The sequence below is a fragment of the Staphylococcus borealis genome, from assembly GCF_001224225.1.
Taxonomy (GTDB): Bacteria; Bacillota; Bacilli; order Staphylococcales; family Staphylococcaceae; genus Staphylococcus; species Staphylococcus borealis.
In genome coordinates, this window is record NZ_CUEE01000003.1 from 87622 (window position 1) to 110780 (window position 23159).

Consider the following 23159-nt stretch of genomic DNA (forward strand, 5'->3'; position numbering starts at 1 on the left):
TTCTATAAAATAATAAGGTCTTTTGTACATTTAGTAAAGACTTCGCAGCCATTTTCAGTGATTAAAATATCATCTTCTATACGTACACCGCCAAGACCATCTACATAAATACCTGGTTCAATAGTAACACAATTATTTACTTGAATCGTACCCTTTGCATTTTTAGACAATAATGGCCCTTCGTGTATATCTAATCCAATACCATGACCAAGTGAATGACCAAATGCTTCACCATATCCATGAGAAGCAATATAATCTCTTGATAAAGCGTCTGCTTCTGCCACAGTCATGCCAGCTTTAATTTCATTGATGGCTTTTATTTGGGATTCAAGAACAATATTATAAATGTCTTTCATCTTTGGATCAGGTTCACCTATAGCAAATGTTCTTGTAATATCAGAGCAATATCCTCTGTAGTATGCACCAAAGTCTAACGTGATCATATCCCCTTGTTCAATAACTTTATCACTTGCTACGCCGTGTGGTAAGGCGCCTCTATAACCCGATGCTACAATTGTGTCGAATGAAGGTCCATCTGCACCTAATTCTAACATTTTGCTCTCTAATTTCGCCTTTAATGTTCTTTCAGTCATGCCAGCTTCGGCAATTTCTAAGATATAATTATATGTATCATCAACTATTTTAGCAGCAAATTTAATTTTCTCAATTTCCTCAGGTGTTTTTACTTCTCTTATTTTTTCAATGTCGTCACCAATTGAAACTAAATTTGCGCTTGATTGATTTAACGTTTGGTAAGTATCGTAACTTACTAAGTGACCTTCAAACCCAATTGACTTAAATTGGTTATGATTGATAATTTCAACGATTTCTTCAATTAATCCACCACTACGCTTGATAATTTCGAAATGAGTAGCCTGTTCGGTAGCTTGTTCAATATAACGGAAGTCTGTTATTAATTGATAACGATCTTTTGAAATAACTAATGCACCACTTGTACCAGTAAAATCAGATAAATATCTTCGATTATAATCTGATAAGATAACTAAAGCATCTATTTGATGATGATTGAGTAGTTCTTGAACTTTTGCTAATTTATTCATACAAATCACTCCTAGTATAACGTTTGTACATTTGCTCTATTTACATTAAAATAATAGCATAATTATTTTAGAAATAAAGAGATTTTGGTTTAGGGAGATTTTAATGAAAAAATTAATCGTTATTCTAGGAGCTTCATGTTTATTGGTTGGTTGTGGCTCTCAAAATTTAGGACCTTTGGAAGACAAGACAACCAAATTAAGAGATGAAAACCATAACTTGAAGTTAGATATCCAACAGCTAAATCAAGATATTAGTAATCAAAAAGCACAAGTTGAAGCTCTTAATAAAGATAAAAAGAATGTATCTAAAACTGTTGATAACAATAAAGAAGCTAAATTTCTAGATGCTTCTTCAAAATATTATCAGGATATTACTAAAGTGATTAGTAATTATAATCAACTAGATTTAACTAAAAAGAAAAAAGAGGATAAAAAGCAAAATCTTGAAAAATTAAATACTATAACAAACGATATTGATGATGCGTATAGTAAATATAAAGGCACGATTTCAACTAAAGATTTATCAAGTGCCAATAAAAACGAAGATAAGAATATCAGACAAATGAATAAAGAATTACAATCAGCATTTAAAGATATAAAGAGTGGATATGAAACTAACAATTCTAATAAATTAAATAAAGGTAAGACAAAGCTATCTCAAGTTAACATGTCCAATAATTCATAAATATAGGAGTTTTTGTTTTGAAAAATATATTGTTTTATTTAGTATTAATTATTGCAGCAATTGGCTTAATCTTAAATCTGAATGCGTTTATGATGTCATTTGCTAAAACTATTTTTACTTTTATAATCATCGCAATCATAATTTATTTAATATACTATTTCTTCTTCTTGACTGAAGATCAACGTAAATATAGAAGAGCTGCAAGAAAATATAAAAAGAAACATCGTAAATAATACGAGGCTGGGACATAAATAATATCATAATGCTATTTTGCACATTCGCAGTAGCTGACTGTACTGAGAAGGCACTTAATTCAAGCTTTTCTCAGATCTAGTCATCCTTGGGGCCCCAGCAAAGAGAATTTCACTAAGAAATTCTACAAGCAAAGCAAGTTGGGAGTCGGGGCCACAGCAGAGAGAATTTCATTAAGAAATTCCACAAGCAAAGCAAGCTGGGAGTGGGACGACGAATTTAAAATGAATTCTGTCCCACTCCCTATAAATATATATTGGCAGTGGTTGACTAAAATAAAAGTGCACCCTATAAAGTCAGAATTAAATTCCAATTTTTAGAGTGCACATCAATTTAAAAACATATTTACTGGCTTTTTATTTTTTATATAACCATTCATCAGAACGATATTTTTCTTCTAATTCTTTTACTTCTTCCATTTGCTTATCAGATAAAATAAGTGGTTTAAATTCAATATTTAATCCTTTTTTAAAGCCTTCTTCAAATGCTTTTTCCATTTCCTCAATTGTTATATGTCTATCAGCAATATCGTTGATTGCCACTGCTTTATCTACAAATGCTTTTTTCATTTTATCTTTAAGACGATCATTTTTAAAAGTGAACATGTCGAAAAGTTCATCAACATCAACATCTTGTAATAAAGAACCATGCTGTAAAATGACGCCTTTTTGTCTAGTTTGAGCACTTCCTGCAATTTTTCTACCCTCAACAACTAATTCATACCAACTTGGCGCGTCAAAACATACGGCACTTCTTGGTTGTTTTAATTTTTCTCGTTCTTCTTTTGACCGCGGAATCGCAAAATATGCTTCAAATCCTAGCAATTTAAATCCTTCAAGTAACCCTTCAGAAATAACACGATACGCTTCAGTTACAGTAGAAGGCATATTAGGATGTTCTTCTGACACAATAACACTATATGTTAATTCTTTATCATGAAGTACACCTCTACCACCCGTTTGTCTTCGAACTAATCCGAATCCTTTTTCTTTTACTTTATCAATGTCGATTTCTTTTTTTAATCTTTGAAAATATCCCACTGATAATGTTGCGGGATTCCAAGTGTAAAATCTAACAACAGGATCGATTTCCCCTCTTGATACAAAGTTTAAAAGCGCTTCATCCATTGCCATATTATAATATGGATCGTGACTTCCTGTATTTATAAAATTCCATGTCTCTGTCATAAAACAAACTCCAATCACAATATATAATTAACTAAAGAAAATATTAAATTTTACATATAAAACTTTGATAAAAATAGCTAATAAAAAATTTTGATAAATTTAGCTAACAGTCTTATAATTATAATATCGGTTAATTAGGGAGGATGCAATATGAATGTATCTTTGATTATAGCTTTAGCTATTATAGTCATTATTATTTTATATATGCTTGGAAATTGGTTTATGAATAAACGAGCAGTAACTGAACTTGAGCAAAATGAATTTCATAAAGGTTTAAGAAAAGCTCAAGTGATTGATGTTCGTGAAAAAGTAGACTATGATTACGGCCATATAAACGGCGCTCGTAACATTCCAATATCAATGTTTAGTCAAAGATATCAAGGTTTACGTAAAGATCAACCAATTTATCTTTGTGATGCAAATGGTGTTGCAGGTTATCGTGCAGCCCGTATTCTTAAAAAGAATGGCTATAAAGATATTTATATGTTAAAAGGCGGATACAAAAAATGGACTGGTAAGATTAAAACAAAAAAATAATCGTATGTCTGTTATGAACTCTTAAAGATAAAATCTTTAAGAGTTTTTTTACGCCTTTAATTGAACAAATCTATGCGTATTATAATAATTTCTCTTAAATTGTGTTAACAATACGTATAATTTCAAAGTACAAATTTATGTATATAAATAGTCCCTATAACCATTTATAAGGTTACAGGGACAAGAATTGAATATTATTCTTTTTCTTCGTGAAGGTTTTCAAATTTCAATACAGGCTTACGTGCAGCAGTAGTTTCATCTAATCTATCAATGATTGTACTGTGTGGTGCTTCTAAGACTGTATCAGGTTCATTTTTAGCTTCTTCAGCAATTTGAATCATTGAATCAATAAAGTAATCTAATGTTTCTTTAGATTCTGTCTCAGTTGGTTCAATCATCATACCTTCCTCTACATTTAATGGGAAGTAAATTGTTGGTGGATGTACGCCGAAGTCTAATAAACGTTTAGCCATATCTAAAGTACGAACACCATGTTCTTTTTGTTTAGATCCACTTAATACGAATTCATGTTTACAATATTGTTCATATGGAATTTCATAGTGGTCTTTTAAGCTAGCTTTAATATAGTTAGCATTTAGAACTGCTGCTTCAGAAACCTCTCTTAAACCTTCCGCACCCATTGTTCTAATATATGTGTATGCTCTTAAATAGATACCAAAGTTACCATAGAATGGTTTAACTCTTCCGATAGAGTTTTTAATATCATTATCATATTTGAATGTATCTCCATCTTTGATTACCATTGGTTTTGGTAAATAACTAGCTAATTCTTTTTTTACACCAACTGGTCCTGAACCAGGGCCACCGCCACCGTGAGGGCCAGTGAATGTTTTGTGTAAGTTTAAGTGTACTGCGTCAAATCCCATGTCTCCTGGACGTACTTTATCCATGATGGCATTTAAGTTTGCACCATCATAGTATAATAATCCGCCAGCTTCATGCACAATTTCTCGGATTTCCATGATGTTTTTCTCGAAAATACCTAGTGTATTTGGGTTTGTTAACATGATCGCAGCAGTGTTTTCGTTAACAACACGTTTTAAGTCTTCGATATCAACTTCGCCACGTTCATTTGATTTAACAGTAACAGCTTTAAATCCAGCAAATGACGCAGATGCAGGGTTTGTACCGTGTGCTGAGTCAGGAACGATTACTTCATCACGGTGACCTTCACCATTATCTAAATGGTATGCTTTGAAAATCATTAAAGCCGTCCATTCACCATGCGCACCTGCAGCTGGTTGTAATGTCACTTCATCCATACCAGTAATTTCTTTAAGTTCTTCTTGTAAACTGTATACAACTTCTAAAGAACCTTGAACTTGATCTTCTTCTTGTAATGGATGTGATTCAGCAAATCCAGGAATACGAGCTACTTTCTCGTTGATTTTTGGATTATATTTCATAGTACATGATCCTAATGGGTAGAAACCTGAATCAACACCGAAGTTTTTATTAGATAATTCAGTATAGTGACGTACTAAATCTAATTCAGCAACTTCAGGGAATTCCGCTTTATTTTTACGGATAAATTTATCGTCAAGAATACTCTCAACTGAATCTGTTTTAATATCGCTTTGAGGTAATGAGTATGCATATCTACCTGCTCTTGATCTTTCAAAAATTAATGGACTTGATTTACTTACTACCATTTAGCTCACCAGCTTTCTTAACAAATGTATCAATTTCATCTTTAGTTCTTAATTCAGTAACAGCAATTAGCATATGGTTTTCGAAGTCTGTTGAAGCTTCTCCTAAGTCAAAGCCTCCAATGAAACCTTCCTCAGCTAGCTTTTTATTTATCTCTTTGATTGGTTGGTCGAATTTAACAACAAATTCATTGAATGAAGTACCATCAAGAACTTCAAAACCGTTGTCTTTAAATTGTTTTTTAGCATAATTTGCGTGTTCTAAGTTTTGAACTGCAATATCATAAATACCTTGTTTACCAAGTGCTGACATAGCAATTGATGATGCAAGTGCGTTTAAGGCTTGGTTAGAACAAATATTTGAAGTAGCTTTATCACGACGGATATGTTGTTCACGAGCTTGTAAAGTAAGAACAAATCCGCGGTTACCTTCATCATCTTGAGTTTGTCCTACTAATCTACCAGGAACTTTACGCATTAATTTTTTAGTTGTAGCAAAGTAACCACAATGAGGTCCACCAAATTGTGTTGGGATACCAAATGGTTGTGTGTCTCCGACTACGATATCTGCTCCGAATGAACCTGGAGGTGTTAATAATCCTAAAGCTAATGGATTAGCATAAACGATAAATAATGCTTTTTTACCTTCGATAAATGATTGGATTTTTTCTAAATCTTCAATAGAACCATAGAAGTTTGGATATTGAACTGCAACTGCTGCAGTTTCATCATCTACTGCTTGTTCTAATTTTTCTAAGTCTGTAATTGTACCATCTAAGTCAACTTCTACTATTTCAAATTCTTCTCTAACTTTAACGTAAGTTTTTAGTACTTGAAGTGCTTGATAATGAAGTCCTTTAGAAACTACGATTTTATTTTTCTTAGTGTGATTAAATGCTAAGATACAAGCCTCAGCAAAACTTGTGATGCCGTCATACATAGATGAGTTTGCTACATCCATATCTGTTAATTCACAAATTAATGTTTGGAATTCAAAAATAGCTTGTAACTCACCTTGAGATATTTCAGGTTGATACGGCGTATAAGCTGTATAGAATTCTGAACGAGAAATCATAGCATCTACAACTGCTGGAGCATAGTGGTCATACACACCTGCACCTAAGAAAGACGTATGAGTTTCTTTTGTTACGTTTTTATTAGCAATTGTATTCAATCTTCTTAAAAGTGAAGTTTCAGCTTCACCACTAGCAATATTTAAGTCTCTATTTAATAAGATATCCTCTGGCACATCTCCAAATAATTCATTAATTGAACTTGCACCAATTTTATCTAACATTTCTTTTTTATCTTTTTCTGTTAATGGTATATAACGATGACTCACAATACACACCCCTTAATTATTTTTCAATTTGGTTTTTCTTAACAATTTTAGCTTTGAGTTGTCTTTTACGTACTTGAACTAATAGTTCACGACCCATTTCAAACTCATCTCGCTTAATGATTGCCATTGCGATAGATTTACCTGAAGATGGTGCTTGTGTACCTGAAGTAACTTCACCAATTTCATTACCGTCAAGGTCTAATACTGGATAGCCAGTTCTAGCAATACCTTTATCAAGCAATTCTAAACCAACAGTTCTACGTTCTGAACCATTTTCTTTTTGGTCTTTTAATACTGATTTACCAATGAAATCTTCTTCGATTAATGGTTTAGCAGCAAAGGCAATTCCGCCTTCATAAGGTGTAATAGATTCAGTTAAATCTTGACCATGTAAAGGTAAGCCAGCTTCTAATCTTAAAGTATCACGTGCACCAAGACCACATGGTACTACTTTATGTTCAATAAAGCCGTTCCAAATATCTACAGTATCTTTTGCATCACAGTAGATTTCGAATCCGTCTTCACCTGTATAACCAGATTGAGATAAAATAACATTTTTTCCAAATAAAGTAACATCTTGTTGGAAATCAAATGGTTTCATTTCACTTACATCAATATCGACTAATTCACTAACTAAATCTCTTGCTTTAGGTCCTTGAACTGCTAATTGACCAAATTGATCAGAAACATTTGACACTTCAACATCGAATTTTGATGCATGTTTTTCAACCCAAGCAAAGTCTTTATCTGTGTTAGCAGCATTAACGATTAATAAATAATCATTATCGCCAACTTTATATGTTACTAAATCATCAATAATACCACCCTCTTCATTACATAAAGCAGTATATTGAGCTTTAGTGTCAGTTAGGTTATTAGTATCGTTTGAAAGTAAGTATTGGACAAATTTACTAGCATCATTGCCTTTAATAGAGATTTCTCCCATGTGGCTTACATCGAACATACCTATTTCATATCTAACTGCGTTATGTTCTTCTTTGATACTTGTAAATTGAACAGGCATTGCCCATCCACCGAATTCTACAATTTTTGCACCACTATCTACATAATTTTGATACAATGGTGTTTTTTTTAATTCGCTTGTCATTAGAAAACCCCCTATATTTTTTATAAAAAACAGAGTAGCAAATAGCTACCCTGTTTATACACTTAATCCAGGAATGCGTAACAGTATTATCCTTTTGCCTGAGAGTTTAGTAGTTAACTTGCACCTTCGGCGATAAAAATGATGATACTTTAAATTAAGTAAAATATTTTTATTCTCTCTAATACTGATCAACCGCAAGATAGATAATTTATAATATCATTATAAATTTCTTTGATTGTTTTATCACTATTCACTTTCATGAATGCGATTTCATTATATCTTGAAATCCTTGATAAATACAAGTTATTTAACTGTTTTTTAGATTTATCAATTGCATTTGGTCTATGTTTATCGTTCAAAACTCTTTTGAAGATAATATCTATGTCACAATCTAGCCAAAAAATGTATTTATACTGTTTTAAATAATTTAATGATTTAGAGTATTCGATAATACCACCACCAGTAGCAATGACATCATATTTTTGTGTACATTCCGATAAATATTTATACTCTAATTCTCTAAATCCTATTTCTCCGACTTCTTTAAAAATGTCAGGAATTGTTTTATTTTCTCTGATTTCAATGTAAATATCTAAATCTATGAAACTCAATTGTTCCTCTAATGATAAATATTCTCCTATAGTGCTTTTACCTGTACCCATAAAGCCAATAAGTATTATTGGTGAATTTTTCTTATTCAATAGCCTCACCTTTTGTCAAATAGTTGATTAATTTGTTGGTCATAATAACTACTCATGTTATGAATTGTCTTCGATTTTAAACTATATTGAGTTGTATAAAAAGTGATGACTGACAAATAAATAATAAAAATTAGCAAAGTGTAAGTGCTCATGAACCCTCTAAACTTATATAAAGAGTGTTTTGTCATAATAATTCACCTCATTTCCAATTCTTAAAATTACTTCTATAATTCCTCGTTGCCTAGATATAAAATTCGCGTCTAGTACATTATTTAAGAGCGTGATATTTCCTTTACTATTGCTTTCAAAAATAATCTTATGATTGTGGAACTTAATATAGTCATTTTGATGTTGTCGTTGAATCATAATAGTATGATTGTTTATCAATTTCATAGTAATTGTTTTAGAATTAGTCATTTTATTTAGGTCTACTTGAAAAAAAGAATATTCTGACTGATCAAATTCATAAGCGTTAATTAAATATGTATCGGTCAAACGAATTAAATTTGGCATTACAGTTAAAATGAGGATCGTAATGAATAAAGAAATAAGCATTTCAATAAATGTAAAACCTTTAATTACTAAGTCGGATGCAAACTTTTCTCTTTGCTGAATTATTGTTATTACATATCGTATTTTTGTAAAGTTTAATTTCATATTTCCCTATGTTAATTCCTTTTTTTAGTTCATTAAGGCTGTAATATTTATGACTAGTCATGATTGCATGTTTCATATCTAGCATATCGTATTGGTTTCGCAAATTGACATTGAATTGTTGCAATAGTGGCAAAAAAGTTAAAGTGATGACTGACATCACCATAAAACTAAATAAACTATCAATTAATAGACTTCCTTTAACTTGATAATTTGACAAAACGTATCCTTCCTTTATCTATATGGAAAATTATTCTGTAAAAGTGTGTTTTATACTTCAAAATAATTGATCCAAAATGATTTATTTTCCCTTCATTATTAAATGTGAGTGTTTGTACTTTTGCAACAGAGGTTATCTTTGCTCCAAATAAACTTAATGTGTACTTTTTTCCGTTCTGTTCTATCACTTTCATTTCTGAAGCATTCTTATTAAGTACTATTGTGATAGATTGATTTTCGGCAATTGCTTTTGATTTAAGATATTCAAATTGAGCAATAATATTATTGATTTTTAATCTACTCTCAAATAAATTTAAATGATTTGTTTTATAAATATATGGGGAAATGTTTAAGAAAATGATTAAAATAATTAAAGTGAGTAATGTTTCAAGTAGTGTAAATCCAGGCAATTTATTAATTCGCAATTGCCTCACCATTTGATATAGATATAGTTTCTCCAGAGCGACATTGTTTTTGTCCGTCTTTTATTAAACCTTCTGCAACAAGTTCATTTATATTAGTTGGGGCACGATTATGCTTTAGAGTATAGGCTTCTATCTGACTATTTACCATTTTTACTTGTGCTTCACAGCCTGTGGACTGTATATGAGCAGTTTGTTTAGCAATATTGGGAATGATTAATATTAATAGAACGCTAATAATGAGCAATACTAATAACATTTCAATAAGTGTAAAGGCTTTTAACTTCTTCATATTTTTAACGGTTCTCTTCATATAAAACTCCTTATTATTTAATATTTTGCATTAATTGAAACATAGGTAGCATTATAACTAAGTACAAACTAACAATGAATATGCCTAAGAATAGAAAAATAATGGGTTGAATCACTTTAGTATGTTGGACAGATTTTTCCTGAAATCGGTCAATTAGTATAGTTGCGTAAATTTTTAGTTCAACATCTAATTTGCCACTTTTTTCTCCCTGCTGTATAAATTTAATCAAGTCATCTTGAAAGCAAGGCATCATAGCCAAGCTATTTGCTAAAGAAACGCCATTATTAGTTTTATCCATTAGAAACCCTCCAAGATAAGTTAAATAGTCATTCTCTTTTTGAGCTAAGTAAGTTGTAACGATGTCCTGTAAACTCACACCGTTCTTATAAAATAAACTTAAATCATTAGAGAGTTGATACGTTTTAAAAATTTTATAATAATTGTTGATTAATGGTAATGACGATAAAATAAGTACTTTTTTGGAGGTATTCAAGCGAAATAGAATGATGATGAACGATGAAATCGTTATAAGTAAGATGATGAAACTTATAAAGATAATTGTTGGTAAAGAGGTAATCATAGATGTTAAAAATCTTTGATAAAATGATAAATTGACATCCATAGATACGTATAATTGTTCAAATTGAGGGATTACAGTATAATTCAAAACAACAACCATACACATGAAAACGGCGCATAATAACAATGGATATTGAACAGCTTTAATCACTTTTTGTTTTGCAGATAAGTTCGTTTTCATATATTTTATAGACTCTTCTAAAGCATCTTCTAGAGTTCCATATTTTTGTGAAAAATATACTTGAGTGGTGATTGAATTAGGATAACCTATTAATTGTAAAATATCATAGCATGTTTTACCTGTTTTAATAGATGTCATAATTTTATTATTTAATTCTTTATCGCTGTATTTAAAATATAGATTGATAAATTCAAAACTTTCAAGTAATGTAAACCCACTTTTTAATAAGTTCGTCAGCGTTTCTAGTAAATGTATCATTTGAGCACTAGTTAAATTCTTTGATGGAAAATTAAAAATATTTGTTTGCAGTATCTTCACAAATCGTTCCTTCTTTGGATAGTAAATTTAATTGATGTTCTAAATCATTAAAATTATGCGGTAAAGTTTGTTTATGATCAAAAAAATATTCAATTTGATGCCTATCAATCGTTTCACAAATTAGACGTCGTTCGTTCTGTGTTGTTGTAATTAACCTTTGATTTGAAATAATATTGATAGATTGCGTTAATTCTTGTTTTGAAATTCCCATTTCAATTAACCTTAATAGAGCGCCTTTGCAATTAGCAGAATGCATTGTCGATAGAACTAGGTGACCGCTTAAACTTGCTTGAATTACACATTTAGCTACTTCAGCATCTCGTATTTCCCCTATTAAAATTATATCTGGATCACACCTCAATATTGCTTTGAATGAACTAACATAATCAATTCCTGCTTTTTTATTAATGGATACTTGAGTAATGCCTTTAAGTAATTGTTCTACCGGGTTTTCAATAGTGATGACGTTCAAATTTAGTTCTTTATAAGCGTGTAGCACCATCTGATACATCAATGTACTTTTACCAGATCCTGTTGGACCAGTGAATAAAATTAAACCTTGCTTCTTATTTACTAAATGCTTAAAATCTTCAAACGCTTTATATTCTTTCTTAGCTTTAAAATATTGAGGGATTATCCTTATTACACAGCTTTCTAGCCCTAATGATAATGGTAAAGTTGAAATTCTTAAATAGTAAGTAGATTTAGCTTGATAGGTATATCGACCACTTTGAGCAATTTGTTGTGAAGAAACATCTAAACCAGATCTGAATTTCATAAATACGAGTAATTTCTGATATACATCTAAGTTAAAGGTTTCATATAGTTCAAGTGAGTCATTAATTCTAAATTTAATATGTACTTCATCTACTGAAGGGATGAAATGTATATCACTCGCATTTTTTGAAATGGCCTTATTTACAATTTCTCTGAATAGTAACTTCAAAAAAACACCTCCTACATATATAAACGTAGGAGGAAAAGAAATTACTTTATTTTATTGTCCATCTAAAAATGGATTTAACTGTTCATCATCCACAGTTGTATACGGGCCATGACCAGGGAATAATGGTAAATCACCTTCTAATTCAAATAATTTATCTTTAATTGAATCAACAAGTGTTTCATAATCGCCACGATATAAATCTGTACGTCCAATTCCATTATTGAACAAAGTATCACCAACTACTGCGAATTCCTTAAACACATACGTCAAACTTCCTGGAGAATGACCAGGTGTATGAAGTACATTAAACTCAAAATCAGCAATGTGATGTTTTCCTTCGTCTAATTCTAATGGTTTGGCTTCGCTAGTGATTAAAGGCATACCATACTGTTTAAACTTAGCAGAACCATTTTTTTCAGAATCAGTCAGAAAACTGAATTCTTCTTTATGCATGTACAATGGAACATCATATTTATTAATTACTTCATCTAAAGCTGCAATATGATCAAAGTGCGCATGTGTTAATAAAATTGCTTTTAATGGCTTGTTAATTTGATTTAATTTTTTAAAGATTTTATCTGATTCACCAGCCGGATCAATTAAAATAACGCTGTCTTCATTCTCGACAAAGTACGCATTAGTATCTACTAATCCTAAACTCAAGCTTGAGATTCTCATATTATTCTCCTTGTTTATCGATATGTTTCTGCACAGACTTTAATTTGTCGTTCATTTTACGTGTTTTGTCTCGTCTATCGTCTATTCGCAAGTTTGTGCATACTCTATCTATACCTTTGTTGAATGGTAATTCATGAATTGCTTGTACTACTTCAAACAAGTCTTTTAGATCACCTTCAATAAGTGTATTCATAGGTGTTAATTGATAATCAATTTTACCTTCTTGCTTAAATGATTCAAGCTTCATTTGTATTTCTGCAATATATTTACTAACACTTGGACCTTCAGTTCCAACTGGAATAATAACAACATCGACAATTGCCATTATTTAACACCATCCTTTTCTAGTATATATGTTTTAATAAGTCCTGCTGCACCAGTGATGCCAGCGTCGTTACCTAGTTGTGCTTGTACAATTTCTGTATCCTTCTGAGCAGGAGTGAATGTTAAGTTGTGATACTCTGTTTTAATATTTTCAATTAAAATTAATCCAGCAGTAGACATACCACCACCTAAAACAATATATTTTGGATTACTTGTTGCGCTAATAATACTACATAAGTATGCAATATGATTTGCAACTTTTTCAGTAATAAAAATACAGAATTGGTCTCCTGCTTTAGCTGCATCAAATACAGCTTTAGCTGTCACTTTATTTTCTTTAATTAACGGTAATATTGATGATTTAAATGTTAATTTAGGATAATAGAAATCAATTAAATTAACAACTCCCGTAGCTGAGGCAACGGTCTCTATACAACCAGATTTACCACAATTACAATTAAAGCGTTGGTCAAAATCAGTTCGGATATGACCTATTTCTGCGCCAGAACCATTATGACCATGTACAAGTTCACCGTTTGAGATAATACCGCCACCTAAACCTGTACCTAAAGTGATTGCAACGACGTCATCAGCACCTTGACCTGCACCTTTATGCTTTTCTCCTAAGGCTGCTACGTTAGCATCATTATCTACATAAACTGGACAGTTAACAAATTCACTAAATATTTGACGAACATTAACATTTCCAGGCCAATGTAAATTGACTGCCCCATTAACAATACCTGTTTCGAAATCAACAGGACCAGGCACACCTATCCCGACACCGATCACATCATCGATATTTAATTGATGTGTTGCAAGTGTTTCTATAAATGAATCATAGATATTCTTTAATAAGGTTTTACCCGTATGGTCAGACGTATCTGTTTTGATTGACCATTTGTGTAGTTGCTCAAGCTCACCGTCGAATATACCAAGTTTACAAGTTGTCCCACCAATATCAGCTGCTAAAATAATATTTTTCATTTATGCTCATTCCTTCTTTGGTTAATTAGTAAAATACATTTTAGATATTCATCTTTAGATAATAATTCGTAATGATGTAATGATTTGATTTCTTGTAACATCATTTCATACATATCGTTTGGATTTTTAAAATAAATTATAAAACCATAACGTTTCAGAAGTTGTAATACATCATAGAAATTATTAATTTCTCGATTCATTTGTCTTTTCCAACTCTTTTTTTAAATTTTGATAATTATTATTATTCGAATCAATAGCTAAAGCTTTTTTTACATAAGTGAGTGCTTTTTCATTATCATCAAGCGCTCTATTAGCTATTGCCAATTCATAATTTAAAAGACCGGAATTAGGATGATTTTTTAGTCCGCGTTCCCAATCTGCCATTCCTTCTGCTCTTGAACTTGTTGTAGCGGTTATTAATCCTTTTAAATAATAAGTTCGATCATCATCATAACCTTTATCAATCGTATGATTAACGATTGAACTAGCCTCTTTATAATCATAATCTAAGATGGCATCTTCGATTAATTTATCATATATATTTTGTTCTTTAATAGTAAAAATTCTTACTTGTAAAGCTACAAATAAAACAAGTAATATAATTAAGAAAACCCAAAATAAATTTCGATTTGTCCAAAAATAATAGCCAATTAAGGTAATTAAAACGCCACCAATAAATCCGCCAAGATGTGCCATTATATTAATATTAGACATAAATAATGATAAGACTATCAACACTAATAAGGCGATTAACATTTGGCCAATTACCTTTCGAGTAAACGTCTTACTAACAAACATCATCGCGAAAATAGCGCCTATTAGACCAAAAATTGCGCCACTCGCTCCAACTGAAACAGTATGAATATTAAATGATAGGGATATAAAATTACCAAGTAAACCAGAAATAATATATATGCCTAACATTTTCAATGGACCAACGATTGATTCAACAATTTTCCCGAAAATAAATAATGACAACATATTCATTAAAATATGTTCAAAATTAAAATGTAAAAACATGGAGGTAATCAGTCGATACCATTCGCCATGAACGACATTAAAGTGTACTAAACCACCTAAATCTAATAATTTAACGTCTGAAAAATGGTTTAAATAGAGTATCATAATTAACCATATCAATACATTGACTGTGATTAAGCCATATGTCATTGGGGTGAAACGTAACATATGTTTATCAATTGGATTATTTGATAATACGCGCCTTTTATAATAAGTAGAAAGCTTGTTATCTTTTTTGAATAATAACTTAGTTAATAAGTGTTGATGAATCAATTTGTGTAAATCATTGTTATTAGCGATGCGTACACAATCTATTTTAATTGGACTAGATTCAGCGAATTCATCATACTGAAATGCTTGTTCAGTAAAATAATAGTAATTAATGTTTTTTAGTTTGCAATTAAGCTCATTTTCAAATTGCTTGTAATTATCAATCATTTTCGCTTTATCAAACTGAATTTCTTGGTTAGAGACGATCTCTTTTCTAAATATCGCTAGCGTATTCTTTTTTTTATGTATTAGCCAGACTTCACTATCATTTTTATCAATATTAACAAAGTCAAAGTTATAATATTTAATAAAATAATAGATAGACTTCCAGAAGTATTTTTCTGTATCCATTAATTCCTCCAAATATAATTAAGTATTAAAGATGATTAGTTCGTCAACAGGTTGGTCATGAGACTCAATATCGAACTGTGATAGTTGCAAGTCATAGAGTAAGCTAACAGTACTAGCTTCAGACTGACTTAAAAACCGATCATAATATCCCCCACCATAGCCTATACGATAGCCATCATTTCTAAATGCTACACCAGGAACAACTATCAAATCTAGGTTATCAGTGATTTCAGTATCTTCATTAACATATAATAAGCCTTTTTCATCTTTTTCAAGACTATTAAAAGATAATATTTCTTTAAACTTCATTTCTTTCAACTTATAGTTTGTGTCAGGAACGAAGACATGTTTATTTTCAGCTAACATTGATTCGATAATTGGGTATGTATCAACCTCATGAGGCATAGATAAGACAATACCTATCCTATTAGCATTTTTATATACTTGACTATTAATCAATTGATTTTTTAACCAAGTGTCTGCATGTTGTTTGTGTTCTTTGTTTAATTGTTTCATTCGAGATAATATATCTTTTCTAATCTCTTTTTTACTCATAAAATCCCCACCCTTTTAACACTATATATATTATAACGTTATTAAAAGGTGATGTCATTTAGATGAAATAAAAAAGGAGCTAGACGGCATTCTTATGAATGATTGTCTTGCCTCCTTAAAGTAATAAAAGCTGATAAAAACTCTAAACAAGTTCTTATCAGCTTAGTTAGCTACTACAAATTTGCATTGTAGCCTTAAATTATTTTAATAAAGCTTTTGTTAGCTATTATTTAGTTTCACGGTGTAAAGTGTGTTTATTATCACGTGAACAATATTTTTTCATTTCAACACGTTCAGGATTAGTTCTTTTGTTTTTAGTAGAAATATAGTTTCTATCTCCACATTCTGTACAAGCTAATGTTACATTTACGCGCATGTTAAATCCTCCTTACCTTTTCTAAATACGACTTTATTATCATACCACTTAGTACAATAATTGAAAAGTATTATTTTTTATACATTAATAATTTCAATCAATTAAAAGTGAATGAGTTACTTTTTATCATCAAAATAATAATTAATGACGTCTCTACCTAAATCTCCACCATTTAACCATGGTGGTGGAACGGGTTGATTCGTGTAAACAATTGAAAATGATAGTTTAGGATTTTTGATTGGTGCATAACCTATATAAGTTGAATTAACTCTTGATTCACCATCTTGGAATACTTCGGCAGTACCAGTTTTCCCTGCAGAAGGTACTTTTGTTTTGTGGAAACTTGAATAGCCTGTTCCATCTTTTTCATTGAATGCCATTTCAAATCCTTTTTGTACTTCTTTAATTTCATCTTCTGAATTATTTACTTTGTTTAAGACATTGCCTTTAATTTTTTGTTTAACTGGACCGATATCATCACTATTTGTAGCATCATGAATTGCCAAACCTATATGTGGTTGGATTCTATATCCATCATTTGCAATTGTAGAAACGTATTGTGATAACTGGATTGGACTATACGTATCATATTGTCCAATTGACAAATCAAGGTAATTTCCTGAATTATTGGTTAAGGGTTCAATTTGACCTATTGTTTCATTCGGTAAATCAATACCTGTCTTAACACCTAATCCAACTTGGTTTAACCCTTTTCTTAATTTCTGACCAGCTTCCTTTATATCTGAAGGTAAGCCCATACCACTATAATAAGGATCACCAGCTAATTTCAGTGCGGTTTTAAACATATAAACGTTAGATGAATGCATTAAAGCCTCTTTATCATTAATTCTAACTTTATCATTTTTATTAAAGTATGAACGCTTAGTTAATCCGCCTTTGAAATGCAATGGCTCATCTATCATTTCTTCGCCTACTTTTATAGCGTTATTTTGATATCCTGCTAGTAAAGTTCCACCTTTGACAGAAGATCCAACTGCAAATTGGCCGGTAAAGTTACCTAAATCATAATCAGTAAGATTACCATTTTTATCAATTTGTTTTCCTGCCATTGCTAAAATATCACCATTTTTAGGATTTTGGACCACAATTAGCGCATTATCCATATCTTTAGCACCTTGGCTACGTAACGTTTTAATTTGATTTTCTAATAATGATTCAACTTTTTTCTGTAAATCTATATCGATTGTTAATTGTAAATCATCACCTCTAGATCCAGGATTGATGACTTCAGAATTGATAACTTTGCCAGATTTATCAGTTGTATATTTCATTTCTTTCTTTTTACCACGTAAAATATCTTCATATTGATACTCTAAATAAGATTTTCCGACTCTGTCATTTCTAGAATAGCCTTTAGCTAAATATTGTTCAGTTAATTCTTTAGGAATACCTTCACTTGACGTAGAGACGCTTCCAAATATACTTCTCAAAGTATCTCCATATGGATAGCGACGATCCCAATCCATTGTTGTATTGACACCTGGAAGATTATCTAACTGTTGTGATACTGCAGCATATTCTTTTTCACTTACATCTTCGTTTTTAATTGTTTGTGGATTCATTGTAGAACCAGCAGCCATTTCACGATAAATTGCTAAAATCTGTAAGTCTTTTTTTGATAAACTTTCAATTTGTTTATCGCCGACTTTCTTATATAACTGTTTATCATATTGATCTTGAGTGATACTACCTTCATTTAGCATCGACATTTCTTTTTTCATCAATGTATCAACTTCATCAGGATGTTTCTGAATCCAAAAATCTTGTTTATCTCTTTCAGTGATTTTATTTGTCTTCATAGAAATTAAAGATGACAATTTTTTAGCAGTATCTAACATATCTTTTTGACTTGTTTTTCGAGATCTAGTGTATGTAATCGTTAGTTTAGATGCGTTATCTACTAAGACTTTTCCATTTCTATCTAGAATTCGCCCTCTAGGTACGGATTCATTTACAGTTATGTTCTCGTCATTTTTAACTAATTGACTGTAATGTGAACCTTGTGCAATCTGTAAATATCCTAATCTTAAAACTATAATTCCAAATATAACTATAATAGCACCAAATACGAAGCTAATTCGTTTATTCATTGTGTGCTTTATTTTTTCATCATTTGACTTTTCTTTTAATCTTTTAAGCAAGATAACCTACCTCAATTATTAAACATGTTTACTCATAAATGATATATGAAAATGAGACATATTACCATCATTTTCATAAAAAAAGTGGCCTCATAAAGAGACCACTTGCTAAATTGAAAAAGCAGAATTATTTTGTTGCATTATATAATTCGTCAACTTTTTCCCAGTTAACAACATTCCAGAAAGCACTGATATAATCTGGACGTTTGTTTTGATATTTAAGGTAATAAGCGTGTTCCCAAACATCTAAGCCTAAGATAGGTGTTTTACCTTCAGTTAATGGGTTATCTTGGTTTGGTGTAGTAACAATTTCTAATTGACCATTATTAACTACTAACCAAGCCCAACCTGAACCGAAACGAGCTGCTGCTTTATCAGCAAATTCTTTTTTGAATTCGTCTAAAGAGCCCCATTGTTCTTTAATTTTATCAACAACAGTACCTTTTTCTTCAGAATTAGGAGTTAATAATTCCCAGAATAATGAGTGATTTAAGTGTCCGCCACCATTATTACGAACAGCTGTTTGAATATCTTCAGGTACACTATCTAAGTTAGCAACAATTTCTTCAATTGATTTAGATTCAAGATCTGTACCCTCAACTGCAGAATTTAATTTAGTAACATAAGTGTTGTGGTGTTTGTCATGATGGATTTCCATAGTTTGTTTGTCAATGTGTGGTTCTAATGCATCTGCTGCATATGGTAAATTTGGTAATTCAAAAGCCATATTTAATCATCCTCCTAAAAATTCGTTACATTTATAATAACAAGTTATTAACAAAGCAACAAAATATTTGCTTGCAACTAATATTAATACGCTTATTATCAACTTACTTATATAATATATCTCAAAAAGGTAGCTTTTAAGCATAATACGAGTCAATATTTCGTCATTTTTAGATAAATCCTACTTTTGACCTATATTTCAATTGGTTTCCCACTTAAATAGATTAAAAAAACGGAGTGGACAGAATTTTTCAATTCGTCGTCCACTCACGGCTTGCTTAGTTTATAGAATGTATTAATTTAAAATTTATTTTGATTTTTGACATGCTTCACACACACCATAAACTTCTAACTTATGCGTATGAATATCAACATTTGGTAAATAAGATTTAATTTGATCGATTGGGCAATAGTCAATAACTTTAGTGTCACCACAATTTTCACAAATAAAATGATGATGATGATGATTCATGCAAGCGATTCTAAATTTCATTTCTCCATCTAATTCAGTACTTTCAATAATTTTCAAATCTTTAAATAAGTGTAAGTTACGGTAAATAGTATCAAAAGATATGCCTGGATAATTTTTATCTAATTGTTTTTGGATATGCTTAGCATTGATATATTTATCTTCATTAACAAAAATATTTATCATATCTTCACGTTTTTTTGTATATTTCAAACCGTTATCTTTTAAAATTTTAATTGCATCATTTGTATTCATAAGTTATTTCCCCTTTTTAAGTCTTACGGTTGATTTTTGGAATAACATTGTAAGTCCTAATAATAAAACTAATAGTACTACAATAACACCACCAGGTGAAATATTCATATAAAATGCAAGTATAAGTCCTAAAATTACTGAGAATTCACCAATTATAACACTTAAAATGATTAATTGTTTGAAACCTTTAGTAATTCGCATAGCTATAGCAATTGGTAATGTTATTAAAGCACTGACTAATAAAATCCCAACGACTCTCATTGAAGCTGAAATAACCATAGCAACGATAACTATAAATAGGAATTGAATCCATTTGGGAATATTTATAACTTTGCTATACTCTTCATCAAATGAAAGAATAAATAGTTCTTTATAGAATAATACGATGAATAACACGACAACTATAGCAATAACGACAACCGTTAATAAATCGCTAAGACTTACTGCACTTATTGAACCAAATAATAAGCCTACGATCTCTTGGTTGAATCCGTCAGCAAGGGAGATGAAAATGGCACTGAGCGCTATCCCAGCACTCATAATAATAGGAATAGCAATCTCTTGATAATTAGAGTATGATGTTCTTAACTTTTCGATTAGTATTGCACCTATAATGGCAAATAATATTCCAAACCACATTGGATTGATAATAGCGAGTGCAGGTGATAAAGTCAATACAAACATACCAAAGGAAATGCCGCCTAATGTGACATGACTTAATGCGTCTGCAATCAAAGATAATCTTCTTACAACAATAAAAGCACCAATCAAAGGTGCAATAAACCCTATTAAAATCCCACTAAGTAATGAATATCTCATGAAGTCAAAATTTAATAACACATCAATCATGGATATCACCACTAACTTGTTTGATAAAACTGTTCATTTTTAAACTCCTAATATATTAAATTTTAAGCTTCGCAACATTCTCTATTGTGTTGATGATCTACAAATTTAACGGGATGACCATATATTTTCGAAATTTCAACTTCATCTAACTTTTTAAATTCTTCAGTCGATCCATGGAAATGTAAATGTTTATTTAAGCATGCTACTTCTGTTGCTGTATCTGCTACAACACCAATATCATGAGTAACTAGTATAATTGTAATGCCCTCATGCTTTAATTGCTCAAGTGTTTCATAGAATTCACTAACATGTTTAGCATCGATACCATTTGTAGGTTCATCTAATACAAGTACGGAGGGATTAGATATTAATGCCCTAGCAATTAATACACGTTGTTGTTGTCCACCTGAAAGTTCTGCAATATTTTTATTGATAAGATGTTGAATATTCAATCTCGTTAATACGGTATCAACTAATGCTTCATCCTTTTTATTGAATCTTTGAAATAACTTCTTCGTTTTTGTAAGTCCACTGAGAACAACTTCTTTAACGCTAGCTGGAAATCCAGCATTGAAAGCTGTAGCTTTTTGTGAAACATAACTAATTTTTAATTCCGATTGATTTTGCTTCTTATATGATTTGCCATCAATATATATTTCGCCTTTTTGTAAAGGCAGTAATCCTAATATGATTTTAAGTAAAGTTGACTTACCAGCGCCATTAGGGCCGACAATTGCCAAAAATTCACCTTTATTTATGTGAATGTTGATGTTATCTAATACTTGCTTATTTTCAAAATAATAATCTATGTTTTTTAATTCAAATACAGGTTGGCTCATTATTTCACCTCGTTTAATACTATACAATTAACTTCATATATTGTAAATAGTAATGTTTACGACTTGTTTTTGTTGTTTATAAAAGGGTGATACAAAATTCATTTAGAATTGATTGTACCACCCATATGGCTAACTAGAGCAATAAAGTTTTATTTTTAGAGTTAGTTAGGTATAAAGCAATGACAAAGTATATGCTTAATACTATCGCTAACTACAAATCAGTAAAATCAACTATTGCTGAAGAATTTTATTTTTTAACTCAGAATCGAATTGTTGTGCCTTTAACATTTCAATTTCAAATTTATAAGGTGCTTTCTTATTTTTCTTATCTTCACCGACATAAGGCGTTTCTAAAATTTTAGGAATATCTTTAAAAGCATCATGATGCACTACATAATTAAGTGCATCGAAACCAATGTGTCCGAAACCGATATTTTCATGTCTATCTTTATGCGCACCTTGTTCATTTTTACTGTCATTGACATGAACCACTTTTATTCGGTCTAAACCAATAATTTTATCAAATTCATTTAATACGCCATCAAAATCATCTTTGATATTATACCCTGCATCATGAGTATGACATGTATCAAAACAGATTGATAATCGATCATTATGTGTGACACCATCAATGATTTGAGCAATTTCTTCGAACGTGCGTCCTACTTCAGAACCTTTTCCAGCCATAGTTTCTAATGCAATACGCACATCATTATCATGAGTTAAAACTTCATTTAACCCTTTGATAATTTGTTGAATGCCCTTCTCAGCACCAGCACCAACATGGGCACCTGGATGCAGAACGATGTCTTTGGCACCAAGTGCTTGTGTACGTTCTATTTCATTTTGAAGGAAGTCTACACCTAACTGAAAAACTTCGGGCTTTGTAGTGTTTGCAATGTTGATAATGTATGGTGCATGAACCACTAGATTAGATAAACCATATTTATTCATAACTTCGTGGCCTTTTTCAATATTTAGATCTTCAATGCTTTTTCGTCGCGTGTTTTGAGGTGCACCTGTATAAATCATAAATGTTGATTCACCTAATTTATGCGCTTCTTCAGCAGAGCCTTCTAACATTTTTTTCCCACTCATTGATACATGTGATCCAATTAACATG

25 protein-coding genes, 1 pseudogene and 1 riboswitch are annotated in these 23159 nt (G+C 30.9%); of the genes and pseudogenes, 3 read left to right on the forward strand and 23 right to left on the reverse strand.

The features are described 5' to 3' along the window. Positions 1–2: 2 nt before the first annotated feature. Complete coding sequence (locus tag AK212_RS04755; protein ID WP_053029485.1) at positions 3–1061, reverse strand: M24 family metallopeptidase; 1059 nt, start codon at positions 1059–1061, stop codon at positions 3–5. A 103-nt stretch (positions 1062–1164) separates the two neighbouring features. Between AK212_RS04755 and AK212_RS04760 the strand changes: the two genes are divergently transcribed. Both AK212_RS04760 and AK212_RS04765 read left to right on the forward strand, forming a co-directional pair. Beyond that, positions 1165–1746, forward strand: coding sequence for a putative periplasmic lipoprotein (locus AK212_RS04760; RefSeq protein WP_053029486.1), 582 nt, complete (start codon positions 1165–1167; stop codon positions 1744–1746). Positions 1747–1763: 17 nt separating this feature from the next. Further along, positions 1764–1979, forward strand: a complete 216-nt coding sequence (locus AK212_RS04765) for an SA1362 family protein (protein WP_053029487.1) — start codon at positions 1764–1766, stop codon at positions 1977–1979. 375 nt (positions 1980–2354) lie between these two features. Here the strand turns inward: AK212_RS04765 and AK212_RS04770 are convergent, their stop codons facing one another. Further along, the gene (locus tag AK212_RS04770) at positions 2355–3185 is read right to left on the reverse strand and encodes a lipoate--protein ligase family protein (protein ID WP_053029488.1); all 831 of its coding nucleotides are present in this window, start codon (positions 3183–3185) and stop codon (positions 2355–2357) included. 150 nt (positions 3186–3335) lie between these two features. On the opposite strand from AK212_RS04770, the gene AK212_RS04775 reads away from it, so the two are divergent. Further along, positions 3336–3722 (forward strand): rhodanese-like domain-containing protein, encoded by a 387-nt coding sequence (locus AK212_RS04775; RefSeq protein WP_011275678.1) that lies wholly within the window; start codon positions 3336–3338, stop codon positions 3720–3722. 194 nt (positions 3723–3916) lie between these two features. Here the strand turns inward: AK212_RS04775 and gcvPB are convergent, their stop codons facing one another. The 21 genes and pseudogenes from gcvPB to AK212_RS04885 all read right to left on the reverse strand — a co-directional run bounded on the left by gcvPB (position 3917) and on the right by AK212_RS04885 (position 23158). Next, the gene (gcvPB, locus tag AK212_RS04780; protein WP_053029489.1) at positions 3917–5395 is read right to left on the reverse strand and encodes an aminomethyl-transferring glycine dehydrogenase subunit GcvPB; all 1479 of its coding nucleotides are present in this window, start codon (positions 5393–5395) and stop codon (positions 3917–3919) included. Continuing rightward, positions 5382–6734: an aminomethyl-transferring glycine dehydrogenase subunit GcvPA gene (gene gcvPA, locus AK212_RS04785; RefSeq protein WP_053029490.1), complete on the reverse strand. Its 1353-nt coding sequence runs from the start codon at positions 6732–6734 to the stop codon at positions 5382–5384. The genes gcvPB and gcvPA overlap by 14 nt, the downstream gene beginning before the upstream one ends. Positions 6735–6750: 16 nt before the next feature. Next, positions 6751–7842: a glycine cleavage system aminomethyltransferase GcvT gene (gcvT, locus tag AK212_RS04790; RefSeq protein WP_053029491.1), complete on the reverse strand. Its 1092-nt coding sequence runs from the start codon at positions 7840–7842 to the stop codon at positions 6751–6753. 76 nt (positions 7843–7918) lie between these two features. After that, positions 7919–8034: riboswitch (glycine riboswitch) on the reverse strand. Next, complete coding sequence (locus AK212_RS04795) at positions 8031–8504, reverse strand: shikimate kinase (protein ID WP_053029646.1); 474 nt, start codon at positions 8502–8504, stop codon at positions 8031–8033. It overlaps the preceding riboswitch by 4 nt. Before the next feature lie 893 nt (positions 8505–9397). Continuing rightward, the gene (gene comGD / locus AK212_RS04805; protein ID WP_244881412.1) at positions 9398–9850 is read right to left on the reverse strand and encodes a competence type IV pilus minor pilin ComGD; all 453 of its coding nucleotides are present in this window, start codon (positions 9848–9850) and stop codon (positions 9398–9400) included. Further along, complete coding sequence (gene comGC / locus AK212_RS04810) at positions 9831–10151, reverse strand: competence type IV pilus major pilin ComGC (RefSeq protein ID WP_053029494.1); 321 nt, start codon at positions 10149–10151, stop codon at positions 9831–9833. The genes comGD and comGC overlap by 20 nt, the downstream gene beginning before the upstream one ends. Before the next feature lie 13 nt (positions 10152–10164). Further along, complete coding sequence (comGB, locus tag AK212_RS04815; RefSeq protein ID WP_053029495.1) at positions 10165–11229, reverse strand: competence type IV pilus assembly protein ComGB; 1065 nt, start codon at positions 11227–11229, stop codon at positions 10165–10167. Next, a complete protein-coding gene (gene comGA, locus AK212_RS04820; RefSeq protein ID WP_053029496.1) occupies positions 11201–12175 on the reverse strand; it encodes a competence type IV pilus ATPase ComGA in 975 nt (324 codons plus the stop codon). Before comGA ends, comGB begins: the two co-directional genes overlap by 29 nt. 51 nt (positions 12176–12226) lie before the next feature. After that, positions 12227–12853, reverse strand: coding sequence for an MBL fold metallo-hydrolase (locus AK212_RS04825; RefSeq protein WP_053029497.1), 627 nt, complete (start codon positions 12851–12853; stop codon positions 12227–12229). Between the two features lies 1 nt (position 12854). Beyond that, the gene (locus AK212_RS04830; protein WP_053029498.1) at positions 12855–13178 is read right to left on the reverse strand and encodes an MTH1187 family thiamine-binding protein; all 324 of its coding nucleotides are present in this window, start codon (positions 13176–13178) and stop codon (positions 12855–12857) included. Continuing rightward, on the reverse strand, positions 13178–14164 hold the full coding sequence (locus AK212_RS04835; protein ID WP_053029499.1) for an ROK family glucokinase: 987 nt from the start codon (positions 14162–14164) through the stop codon (positions 13178–13180). The genes AK212_RS04830 and AK212_RS04835 overlap by 1 nt, the downstream gene beginning before the upstream one ends. Beyond that, positions 14161–14364, reverse strand: coding sequence for a YqgQ family protein (locus tag AK212_RS04840; RefSeq protein WP_053029500.1), 204 nt, complete (start codon positions 14362–14364; stop codon positions 14161–14163). Before AK212_RS04840 ends, AK212_RS04835 begins: the two co-directional genes overlap by 4 nt. Further along, on the reverse strand, positions 14348–15805 hold the full coding sequence (locus tag AK212_RS04845; protein ID WP_053029501.1) for a rhomboid family protein: 1458 nt from the start codon (positions 15803–15805) through the stop codon (positions 14348–14350). The genes AK212_RS04840 and AK212_RS04845 overlap by 17 nt, the downstream gene beginning before the upstream one ends. Positions 15806–15823: 18 nt before the next feature. Beyond that, complete coding sequence (locus AK212_RS04850) at positions 15824–16360, reverse strand: 5-formyltetrahydrofolate cyclo-ligase (RefSeq protein ID WP_053029502.1); 537 nt, start codon at positions 16358–16360, stop codon at positions 15824–15826. 226 nt (positions 16361–16586) lie between these two features. Beyond that, positions 16587–16736 (reverse strand): 50S ribosomal protein L33, encoded by a 150-nt coding sequence (rpmG, locus tag AK212_RS04855; RefSeq protein WP_011275661.1) that lies wholly within the window; start codon positions 16734–16736, stop codon positions 16587–16589. A gap of 116 nt (positions 16737–16852) precedes the next feature. Further along, the gene (locus AK212_RS04860) at positions 16853–18898 is read right to left on the reverse strand and encodes a peptidoglycan D,D-transpeptidase FtsI family protein (RefSeq protein WP_053029503.1); all 2046 of its coding nucleotides are present in this window, start codon (positions 18896–18898) and stop codon (positions 16853–16855) included. A 127-nt stretch (positions 18899–19025) separates the two neighbouring features. After that, a complete protein-coding gene (locus AK212_RS04865; protein WP_037558187.1) occupies positions 19026–19625 on the reverse strand; it encodes a superoxide dismutase in 600 nt (199 codons plus the stop codon). Positions 19626–19931: 306 nt separating this feature from the next. Continuing rightward, positions 19932–20348, reverse strand: coding sequence for a Fur family transcriptional regulator (locus AK212_RS04870; protein WP_053029504.1), 417 nt, complete (start codon positions 20346–20348; stop codon positions 19932–19934). Next, positions 20335–21197, reverse strand: a pseudogene (locus AK212_RS04875) (metal ABC transporter permease). Before AK212_RS04875 ends, AK212_RS04870 begins: the two are co-directional and overlap by 14 nt. Before the next feature lie 62 nt (positions 21198–21259). After that, positions 21260–22036, reverse strand: a complete 777-nt coding sequence (locus AK212_RS04880; protein WP_053029506.1) for a metal ABC transporter ATP-binding protein — start codon at positions 22034–22036, stop codon at positions 21260–21262. Between the two features lie 231 nt (positions 22037–22267). Then, positions 22268–23158, reverse strand: coding sequence for a deoxyribonuclease IV (locus tag AK212_RS04885; RefSeq protein ID WP_053029507.1), 891 nt, complete (start codon positions 23156–23158; stop codon positions 22268–22270). Position 23159 lies beyond the last annotated feature (1 nt).

Excerpts from the sequence above, each read along its gene's own strand:
- AK212_RS04770 (WP_053029488.1), bottom strand. The coding sequence starts at position 3,185 with ATGACAGAGACATGGAATTTTATAAATACAGGAAGTCACGATCCATAT.
- AK212_RS04760 (WP_053029486.1), top strand. The coding sequence starts at position 1,165 with ATGAAAAAATTAATCGTTATTCTAGGAGCTTCATGTTTATTGGTTGGT.
- AK212_RS04845 (WP_053029501.1), bottom strand. The coding sequence starts at position 15,805 with ATGGATACAGAAAAATACTTCTGGAAGTCTATCTATTATTTTATTAAA.
- AK212_RS04840 (WP_053029500.1), bottom strand. The coding sequence starts at position 14,364 with ATGAATCGAGAAATTAATAATTTCTATGATGTATTACAACTTCTGAAA.
- AK212_RS04850 (WP_053029502.1), bottom strand. The coding sequence starts at position 16,360 with ATGAGTAAAAAAGAGATTAGAAAAGATATATTATCTCGAATGAAACAA.
- AK212_RS04755 (WP_053029485.1), bottom strand. The coding sequence starts at position 1,061 with ATGAATAAATTAGCAAAAGTTCAAGAACTACTCAATCATCATCAAATA.
- gcvPB (WP_053029489.1), bottom strand. The coding sequence starts at position 5,395 with ATGGTAGTAAGTAAATCAAGTCCATTAATTTTTGAAAGATCAAGAGCA.
- comGC (WP_053029494.1), bottom strand. The coding sequence starts at position 10,151 with ATGAAGAGAACCGTTAAAAATATGAAGAAGTTAAAAGCCTTTACACTT.
- AK212_RS04880 (WP_053029506.1), bottom strand. The coding sequence starts at position 22,036 with ATGAGCCAACCTGTATTTGAATTAAAAAACATAGATTATTATTTTGAA.
- AK212_RS04775 (WP_011275678.1), top strand. The coding sequence starts at position 3,336 with ATGAATGTATCTTTGATTATAGCTTTAGCTATTATAGTCATTATTATT.
- AK212_RS04795 (WP_053029646.1), bottom strand. The coding sequence starts at position 8,504 with ATGGGTACAGGTAAAAGCACTATAGGAGAATATTTATCATTAGAGGAA.
- gcvT (WP_053029491.1), bottom strand. The coding sequence starts at position 7,842 with ATGACAAGCGAATTAAAAAAAACACCATTGTATCAAAATTATGTAGAT.
- AK212_RS04865 (WP_037558187.1), bottom strand. The coding sequence starts at position 19,625 with ATGGCTTTTGAATTACCAAATTTACCATATGCAGCAGATGCATTAGAA.
- AK212_RS04825 (WP_053029497.1), bottom strand. The coding sequence starts at position 12,853 with ATGAGAATCTCAAGCTTGAGTTTAGGATTAGTAGATACTAATGCGTAC.
- rpmG (WP_011275661.1), bottom strand. The coding sequence starts at position 16,736 with ATGCGCGTAAATGTAACATTAGCTTGTACAGAATGTGGAGATAGAAAC.
- AK212_RS04835 (WP_053029499.1), bottom strand. The coding sequence starts at position 14,164 with ATGAAAAATATTATTTTAGCAGCTGATATTGGTGGGACAACTTGTAAA.
- AK212_RS04885 (WP_053029507.1), bottom strand. The coding sequence starts at position 23,158 with ATGTTAATTGGATCACATGTATCAATGAGTGGGAAAAAAATGTTAGAA.
- AK212_RS04830 (WP_053029498.1), bottom strand. The coding sequence starts at position 13,178 with ATGGCAATTGTCGATGTTGTTATTATTCCAGTTGGAACTGAAGGTCCA.
- AK212_RS04870 (WP_053029504.1), bottom strand. The coding sequence starts at position 20,348 with ATGAATACAAATGATGCAATTAAAATTTTAAAAGATAACGGTTTGAAA.